Source organism: Cellulomonas massiliensis JC225, from assembly GCF_000312005.1.
In the GTDB taxonomy this organism is placed as follows: Bacteria; Actinomycetota; Actinomycetes; order Actinomycetales; family Cellulomonadaceae; genus Cellulomonas; species Cellulomonas massiliensis.
In genome coordinates, this window is sequence record NZ_HE978588.1 from 2,138,231 (window position 1) to 2,146,680 (window position 8,450).

9 protein-coding genes and 1 tRNA gene are annotated in these 8,450 nt (G+C 74.5%); 5 read left to right on the forward strand and 5 right to left on the reverse strand.

The genetic code is table 11. The annotated features are described in order from the left end of the window. From HGCM_RS19890 to HGCM_RS10175, 4 genes are all read left to right on the forward strand, one after another. Positions 1–331 (forward strand): hypothetical protein (locus tag HGCM_RS19890; protein ID WP_040399056.1); only part of this gene is annotated, 331 nt, incomplete at its 5' end. 84 nt (positions 332–415) lie between these two features. Further along, a complete protein-coding gene (rsfS, locus tag HGCM_RS10165; protein ID WP_019136733.1) occupies positions 416–808 on the forward strand; it encodes a ribosome silencing factor in 393 nt (130 codons plus the stop codon). After that, a complete protein-coding gene (locus tag HGCM_RS10170) occupies positions 805–1,488 on the forward strand; it encodes a histidine phosphatase family protein (protein WP_019136734.1) in 684 nt (227 codons plus the stop codon). Before rsfS ends, HGCM_RS10170 begins: the two co-directional genes overlap by 4 nt. Positions 1,489–1,619: 131 nt before the next feature. Continuing rightward, positions 1,620–1,692: transfer RNA gene (locus tag HGCM_RS10175), tRNA-Ala, on the forward strand. 73 nt (positions 1,693–1,765) lie between these two features. On the opposite strand, the gene HGCM_RS10180 is transcribed toward HGCM_RS10175, so the two are convergent. The 5 genes from HGCM_RS10180 to HGCM_RS10200 all read right to left on the reverse strand — a co-directional run bounded on the left by HGCM_RS10180 (position 1,766) and on the right by HGCM_RS10200 (position 8,066). Beyond that, entirely contained in the window at positions 1,766–2,341 is a 576-nt protein-coding gene (locus HGCM_RS10180) for an NADPH-dependent FMN reductase (RefSeq protein WP_019136735.1), read from the reverse strand. A 168-nt stretch (positions 2,342–2,509) separates the two neighbouring features. Next, positions 2,510–2,692 (reverse strand): antitoxin, encoded by a 183-nt coding sequence (locus HGCM_RS10185; protein WP_019136736.1) that lies wholly within the window; start codon positions 2,690–2,692, stop codon positions 2,510–2,512. A gap of 84 nt (positions 2,693–2,776) precedes the next feature. Next, positions 2,777–3,865, reverse strand: coding sequence for a fatty acid desaturase family protein (locus HGCM_RS10190; RefSeq protein ID WP_026075400.1), 1,089 nt, complete (start codon positions 3,863–3,865; stop codon positions 2,777–2,779). 124 nt (positions 3,866–3,989) lie between these two features. Beyond that, positions 3,990–5,228 (reverse strand): PP2C family protein-serine/threonine phosphatase, encoded by a 1,239-nt coding sequence (locus tag HGCM_RS10195; protein ID WP_147572794.1) that lies wholly within the window; start codon positions 5,226–5,228, stop codon positions 3,990–3,992. 87 nt (positions 5,229–5,315) lie between these two features. After that, entirely contained in the window at positions 5,316–8,066 is a 2,751-nt protein-coding gene (locus HGCM_RS10200; RefSeq protein WP_019136739.1) for a beta-glucosidase, read from the reverse strand. Between the two features lie 146 nt (positions 8,067–8,212). Between HGCM_RS10200 and HGCM_RS19895 the strand changes: the two genes are divergently transcribed. Continuing rightward, positions 8,213–8,450, forward strand: a 238-nt coding sequence (locus HGCM_RS19895) for a hypothetical protein (protein WP_019136740.1), incomplete at its 3' end; no start/stop codon positions are given.

Below are 8,450 nucleotides of genomic sequence, written 5' to 3' on the forward strand. Positions count from 1 at the left end.
CGCGCCCGCCGCGCCGGCCGAGGAGGAGCAGCCGGCGGCGCCCGGTCCGGGTGCGTCCGGCGGCCCGTCGTGGGCGCGCACCGGCGGTCCCACCGCCACCGAGCCCCCCGCGGCCGAGAGCACGGACCCGGACCCGGCCGACGACGAGGGGACGCGACGGCACCCGTACACGTGGCTGCACTTCATCGTGCTGGTCCTCGTGGCCTTCGTCCTCGGCTTCGTCATCATGCTCGTCGTCATCAAGAGCCGTGGCGCCGACGACGCGAGCGCCCTGGCCCCGGCCGTCGACCTGCTCGCGACCGCCTGGCGCGCGGGGCCACCCGCCGCCTGACCGTGCCCGGGGCCCCGAGCACGGACCACCGACGCACCACCGACGCCGGGCACGTCCCGACGACCTGACCCACCGAGGAGAGCCGTGCCCGCGACCGAACGCGCCGTCGAGCTGGCCGTCGCTGCGGCCCGCGCCGCGGCCGACCGCAAGGCCCAGGAGATCATCGCCCTCGACGTGAGCGAGCAGCTCGTCCTCACGGACGTGTTCCTCATCGCGTCCGGCACCAACGAGCGGCAGGTCGGCGCGATCGTCGACGCTGTCGAGGAGGCGCTGTTCCACCTCGGCGCCAAGCCCGTGCGCCGCGAGGGCAAGTCGCAGGGGCGCTGGGTGCTCATCGACTTCGGCGACGTCGTCGTGCACGTGCAGCACGCCGAGGACCGCGTGTACTACGCGCTCGAGCGGCTCTGGAAGGACTGCCCGCTCATCGAGCTCCCGCCGGACGCCCGGGGCGGCCGGGACGGGGACGACGAGCAGTGACCGTCCCGCGCGTGCTGCTGTGGCGGCACGGCCGCACCGCCTACAACGTGCAGGCGCGCCTGCAGGGGCAGGTCGACATCCCGCTCGACGAGGTCGGCCGCTGGCAGGCGCGGACCGCCGCCGCGAGCCTGCTGGCGCGGCACGCGCCCGTGCGGGTCGTCGCGTCGGACCTCAGCCGTGCCGTGGAGACCGCACAGGTGCTCGGCCGGATGGCGGAGCTGCCGGTCACGACCGACGAGCGGCTGCGTGAGCGCGGGTTCGGCGCGTGGGAGGGGCTGACGGGGGAGGACCTGCGCGCGCGCTGGCCGGAGGAGTTCGCGGTCTGGCGGGCGGGTGGCGAGCCCGCGGGGATCGGCGCGGAGAGCCGCGCCGACGTCGCGCGGCGCACGAGCGAGGCCGTCGCGGAGCACGTCGCCGCGCTGCCCCCCGGTGGCGTGCTCGTCGTCGTCTCGCACGGTGCCGCGATCTCGGCGGCCGCCGGCGCGATGCTGGGCGTGCCACCCGAGCGGCACGCGTTCGCGGGGATGGCGAACTGCCACTGGACCGAGCTCGTCGCGCCCGCGGGCGGACCGTGGCGGCTCGCGGGCTACAACCTCGGGCCCACCGACGCGTCGTCGGACTGGAACGCGGGACCCGACGTCACGCCCGAGGCCGACGCCGAGACGCGCGACCCGGACTGAGCGCCCCCCTGTGCGGACGCTCACGGTCGCGCGATTGGCACTCGGGGCCGCTCGTCGCCTAGACTCTCGGAGCGCCCTCACGGGGGCGTGGTGCTCCTCCTTCTGATCGAGTCAGGTCGGATCGAGTGCACGGGGCTGTGGCGCAGCTGGTAGCGCACCTGCATGGCATGCAGGGGGTCAGGGGTTCGAGTCCCCTCAGCTCCACCGAAGGCAGAGGCCACGTCGGCTCCCGGGAACGGGGTGCGGACGTGGCCTCCGTCGTTCGGGGTCAGCGCGCTCAGCCGCCGCGGGGCAGGACGGTCAGCACGCGGACGACGTGGTCCCGGAACTCCGCCATGTAGCCGCGCAGGAAGGCGCCGGTCGCCTCGTCGGTGACCTCGCCGGTGTCGGTGAAGACCTCGGGCGAGAAGTGGATGTACGCCTCGGGCGACGTCATCTGGCGGGCGTTGCAGAAGCTCAGCACGGCGCGCAGGCTCTGCTGGCCGACCGCGGTGCCGATCGCGCCGATCGACGCGCCGATGACGGCCGCCGGGACGTGGTCGAACGAGTTCTGGCCCCAGGGGCGCGACGCCCAGTCGATCGCGTTCTTCAGCGCCCCGGGGATCGAGCGGTTGTACTCGGGGGAGACGAACAGCACGGCGTCGACGCGGGCGATCGTCTCCTTGAGGGCACGGGCCTCCGGCGGGTAGTCCGCGTCGTAGTCGGGGCTGTACAGCGGCAGGTTGCCGATGGGGATCTCGACGAACTCGAGGTCGTCGGGTGCGAGCGCGATGAGCGCCCGGGACAGGACCCGGTTGATGGACGTCGACGACAGGCTCCCGACGAAGTACCCGACCGTGTAGGTGCGCGGCATGCTCTCTCCCTTCGGCGCCGGCCGGGGGCGCGAGGCGCCGACGGCCGGGCTCGGTCCCGGTGGCGGTCGCCACCGCTGCGGCGCGAGCCGGCCGGGGCGCGTGGTGCGCGCCCCGGCGCGGTCTCCGTCGTGTCCTCGGTGGCCGCCCAGGGCGGCCGCCGGCGCGGCTCAGCCGTCCCCGACGCGCTCGTCGGCGGCGCTCTGCGCCTTCGTGATCTGCTCGTCGTGCGAGCCGCCGGTGGCGGACGACGCGGCGTCGGCGCCCTTGTCGAGCGCCGTGTCGCTGGCCTGCTCGCCCTTCTCGCCGCCGAGCGCGTCGCTCGCCTTGTCCTTCATGTCGTCGATGCCCATGGGTCCTCCCGGTCCCTCGTGGACGCCGCCTTTCTCCAGCGCCCTCCCATGCTGCGCTCCTCGGGCCGGCGCCGCACCTGGGGCTCAGCGCGCGGCGCGCAGCTGCGCGGCGAGGGGGCACTGGAAGGGGTCCCGGGCGGCGAGCCCGACGGCGTTGAGGTGGCGGACGACGATCGCGTACGACTGGAGAAGGGTCGTCTCGGCGTAGGCGACGTCGTGCGCCGCGCAGAAGGCTCGGACGGTCGGCTGCAGCCTGCGCAGGTTCGGTCGGGGCATGCTCGGGAAGAGGTGGTGCTCGATCTGGTAGTTCAGGCCCCCCATGAGCAGGTCGGTCAGGCGCCCGCCCCGCACGTTGCGGCTCATGAGCACCTGGCGCCGCAGGAAGTCCACACGCGCGTCGGGTGCCACGAGCGGCATGCCCTTGTGGTTCGGCGCGAACACGGCGCCCATGTACAGGCCGAAGAGCCCGAGCTGGACGCCGAGGAAGGCGACGGCCATGCCGAACGGCAGCACAGAGAGCACGAGCGCGAGGTACCCCCCGAGGCGGAGCGTGATCAGGACGACCTCGAGGGCGCGCCGTGGCACCGCCCCTCGGCCGAGGAGCCTCCTGACGCTCGACACGTGCAGGTTGAGGCCCTCGAGCAGCATGAGGGGGAAGAACAGCCACCCCTGACGCTGCGTGAGCCACCCCGTCAGCCCGGAGCGGACGTGAACGAGGTCCTGCGTGTGGAAGAGCACGACGGACGTCGCGATGTCGGGGTCCGCGCCGAGCTGGTTCGGCTTCGCGTGGTGACGGGAGTGCTTGTGCTGCCACCAGCCGTGGCTCATGCCGGCGTACAGGTCGGCGAGGACGAGGCTGGCCCAGTCGTTCCACCGGCCCGACTCGAACACCTGCCGGTGCGCGGCGTCGTGCCCCAGGAACATCACCTGTCCGAGCACGACGGCGAGCGCGGCCGCCACCGCGAGCTGCCACCACGACGGCCCGAGCAGCACCAGGGCCGTGACGAGTCCCGCCAGCAGGCCGGTGAGCACGACGAACCGCACCCAGTAGGTACCGCGCCGTCGTCGCATCAGACCGGAGGCCTGGACGATGCGGCTCAACGCGGTGAACTCGCTGTTGCGGCGCTCACGAGCGCTGGGGGCGGGCTGCGGAGTCGGGTGCGCGACGGCCATGGCGAGACTCTTCCGGCGCGGCACGAGGCTGGGTGCTCGACCGTGCGGCCACGCGTGCGGGGACACCTCCACGGTATCCGCGCCGGCGGTTCGGGGCGCTCCGGGAACGACGCCGGGCGTGGGTTCAGGTGCCGTAGGGGCCGTGGCCGGGGTCCGGGGTGTAGCCGCGTTCCTCGCCGGTGGCCCACTCGGCGACGAGCAGCGTCGCGTCGTCCTGCAGGACGCCGTGCTGGTGCTCCAGGACGTCGCGCGCCACCAGGCGCAGGGTCTCCGGTGCCGGCAGGCCGCCCGCGGTCGAGCGCTCCAGCTGGTCGACGAGCCTGGGCACACCGAACTGCTCGTTGTCAGCGCTGCGGGCCTCCGTGACACCGTCGGTGTAGAAGACCACGCGGTCACCCGGCTCCAGCCACTCCTCGGCGACCGAGGCGATCCCCTCGCCCAGGCCGAGCAAGATGCGACGGCCTCCCTCCAGGTGCTTGACCACCTTGCCCGCCCGCATGAGCAGAGGAGCGGGGTGCCCGGCGTTGATGTACCGCAGGCGCCCCGTCGTCAGGTCGAGCTCTGCGACGACGCCCGTGACGAAGGCCTCCCGCCGGCCCTGGAGGGCCACGATCTCGTCCATCGCCTGCACCGTGTCGTACAGGCTGCGGCTCTCGCGCCGGCTCTTGCGCATCGCGGCGAGGGTGACGGCGACGAGCACCGTGCCTGGCAGCGCGTGCCCGGTCGCGTCCAGGACCGCGAGGTGGGCGACCCCGTCCAGCACGCTGTAGTCGAACGCGTCGGCCGCCACGTCGTACGTCGGCGCGAGGATCGCGGAGAGCACGAGGTCCTCGCAGCCGAAGGTGAGCGGCGGCAGCAGGTCCCACAGCAGCTCCGAGGCGACCGCGCGCTCGCGCAGCCGCGTCACGCGCCGGAAGGCGTCGCCGTACGGCGCCTTGGCGGCGACGAGATGGCCGGTCGCGTCCGCGAGCATGCGGTACGCGTCCCTCACGTGCGGCGCGTCCAGGTCCGTCCCCGCCGGGAATCCGAACAGCACCACGCCGAAGCGGTGCACGCCGTCGAGCAGCGGGACCCACAGAGCGGGCTGCGCGGACCGGGCGTGGACGGGCTCCACCAGACGGAACGCGCGCCCCGCCAAGGTCCCGTCGATCGACAGGTGCGCGCCGACCTGCTCACCGTGCGCTCCCACCGGGATCAGCACCCGCTGCTCGTCGTCGACCAGGAACATACGGGCCGTCCACCCGAGCATGCGGGCGGCCTCCGCCAGCGCTGCCGGCATGTCGCCCGGCGAGGACAGGTGCGCGCGGTCGAAGAGGTGGCGCGCCGCGTCCAGGGCAGGAGAACCGCTCTCTGCTGCTGGCACGAGCTCGACCGTACGCGCGGAACGTGGCGCGCACGCGCCAGGGACCGGGCGCGGGCGCGATCCGGCGCCCGGTCCCACGCGCCGTCGTCAGCCCTGGCCGGCCCGATCGCGCCCTCGCGCTTCGCCGACCCGGACGACCGTCGTCTCCCGGATGTCGGCCGACGAGGCGCCGACGGACAGGCGCACCCGTCCCGCGGGCGTGGTCCACCGGTCGCGCGCGACGTCCCAGTACGCGAACGCGTGCGGGTCGAGGCGGACGGTCACCAGGCGGGACTGCCCGGGCCGCAGGGTCACCTGCGCCCAGCCCGCCAGGGCACGCCTGGGCGTCTCGACGAGGCGGGTCGGCAGCTGGCCGACGTACACCTGCACCGTCTCCGTCCCGGTCATCCGCCCGGTGTTGCGCACGCGGACGGTGGCCCGCACGACGGCGTCGTCCGACCTGCCGCCGTGCCGGTGCACCACCTGCGCCCGCAGCCGGCTGTAGTCGAAGCGGGTGTACGACAGGCCGTGGCCGAACGGGTAGGCGGGCTCGATGCCCTCCTGCTCGTAGCCGCGGTAGCCGACGAAGACGCCCTCCGAGAACTGCTGGTCGAGCCCGGTGCCCGGGTACTGCGCGGACGAGCTGACCGGTGTCGAGCGCTCGTCCACGGGCAGGGTCACCGGCAGCCGGCCGGAGGGGTTGACGTCCCCGAACAGGAGGCGGGCGATCGCCGCACCCTGGGCCTGGCCGCCGTACCAGGAGTGCAGCACGGCCGGTACGCCGGCGTCCCAGTCGGACGTCTGGACGGCGCCGCCCGCCGTGAGGACGACGACCGTGCGCGGGTTGGCCGCCGCGACCCGGCGGATGAGCTCGGCCTGGTCGTTCGGCAGGTCGAGGCTCGGGCGGTCGCCGCCCTCGCTGGAGTAGTCGCGCGCCACCACGACGGCGACGTCGCTGCGGGCGGCGAGCCGCGCCGCGCGCGTGATGCTCGGCTCGACAACGCCGGCCGGCGGGGTCCAGCCGAGCCGGAAGGCCGCACCCGCGTCGGTGCCGCCGGGGGAGTCGTTCGTGTACTCGACCCGCAGCGCGTACCGCTGCCCCTGCTCGAGCGTGACCACGGCGGCCTCCGTGCGCGGGTCCGCCGACGGGCCGGTCGTGAGGACCGGCTCGTCGTCCAGGTACACCGTCGAGGTGCCGTTGCTCGTGGCCGCGAGCCGGTACCTGCCGTCGGCGGGGGCGGTCAGGGTGCCGGTCCAGCGGATCGAGGACGTGTGGGCGTTGCTCTGCGTCGGGAAGTGCGGCGACGCGGCGTTGAAGCCCTGGAACAGGAAGAAGCCGCCGAAGATGCCGGCGTACGGCTCGGTGCGGTCGACGGCGGGCGTGCCCGACAGGTCCGGCGAGTCGAAGTACTCGACGCGCAGCCCGGGTCGGCCGTCCCCGGCCGAGGTGAGGAAGTCCGACGGGATCGGGCTCGGCCCCGGCAGCAGCGCCGCCGACGTGACGGGTTCGGTGCCCCGTGCGAAGCGCACCTCGGCCCCGCGGGCGCGGTCCCGGATGCCCTCGAGCGGGCTCACCGTCGAGGTCGGGATCACCTGCGAGCTGCCCCCGCCCTGCACGGCGGTGTCGGCGTCCGCGCCGATGACGGCGAGCGAGTCGATGCCCCGGCCCAGCGGCAGGGTCCGGTGGTCGTTCTTCAGCAGCACGGCCGCGCGTTCCGCGACGCGCTGCGCGAACGCGTCGTCGCGCGCCTCGCGCAGGGGCCGGACGGTGGCCGGCTCGTCGAACAGCCCGAGGCCGAACATGGGCCGCAGGATGCGCAGGACCGCGTCGTCCACGCGGGAGAGCGGGACGTCGCCCGCGCGCACGGCCGCCAGCAGCGGGGCGCAGAAGTGGCACGCGCCGTCGCCGACGTCGCCCGGCATCTCCTGGTCGAGCCCGGCGAGGATCGCCGGCACGGTGCTGGGCGTGGCGCCGTAGTCGCTCATGACCCAGCCCTCGAAGCCGAGCTGCTCCTTGAGCACCTGGTTCAGCAGCTCGTCGCTCGCGCACGCCTGCACGCCGTTGACGGCGTTGAACGAGCACATCGCCGAGCCCGGGTGCGCCTGGTCGATCGCCAGGTCGAACGGACGGGTGTAGATCTCCTGGAGGGTCCGCTCGTCGAGCACCGCGTTGCCGCCGCTGAGCCGGTTCGTCTCCTGCGTGTAGACGTCGTAGTGCTTGACGTCCGCGACCACGGGGTTCTGCTGGATGCCGCGCGTCACGGCGCCGCCCATGGTCCCCGAGACGAGCGGGTCCTCGCCGAACGCCTCGAACGCGCGCCCCGCCTGCGCGACGCGCGCGATGTCCATCGCCGGCGCGAGCAGGACGTTGTGACCGGTGCGGTGCGCCTCGTCGCCCGCGGTGCGCCCGTACCGCTCGGCGAGCCGGCGGTCCCACGTGGCGGCGAGCGCCAGGGGAGCGGGGAGCTCGGTCGACTGCTGGTCGTTCACGTCGGGGTTCGCGATCCGGACGCCCGCCGGGCCGTCGGCCATGGTGAGGGCCGGGATGCCCAGCCGCTCGATGGGCGCGTTGTAGAAGCCGTAGTAGTTGTTCAGCTCGCCGTGCAGCATGTCGACCTTCTCCTCGAGGGTCATCTGCCGCAGGAGGGCCTGGGCGCGTCGCGTCGCGGGGCGCGACTCGTCCCACCACGACTGGCGGCCGGGCCACGGGTCGCGGCGCAGCTGCTCGCCGGTCGTCGTCGACGTGCCCGGGGGCGCGGCGGCCGAGGCGGCGCCCACCGGCACGAGGAGGGCGGCGACGCAGGCGGAGGTGGCGAGCGCGGCGGTGACGGACCGCCGTCGCAGGGTGGGGTGTCTCATGGCTGGCACTTCCTCGTGCTCAGCTGCTCCCTGCCTCGACTGCTTGGAGCCGGCGCAGCCACGTCCGTCCAGTAGCCCACCGGTGCGCCCCGCGGTCAAGCCCTCCCGCCCGGCCGCGACGCCGCGCCGCGCGTACGGTCGATCGCATGGCACGAGTCAGCTCGGCGGCCGTCGCCGCCTCCAGCCGGTGGGTCGACCCGGACGGCGTGCGGATGCCGGCGGGTGAGGTGCACGCCTGGGAGCCCGGGCGCAACGAGACGGTCTGCGGCCTGTCGCTGCACCGGTCGGCGCTCGAGCGCTTCCCGCACGTGCGGTGGCAGGACGCCGACCCCGCGACGGGCCGGCACGCCGACGCGGTCGGCCGGGTGTGCCCGCGGTGCGCGG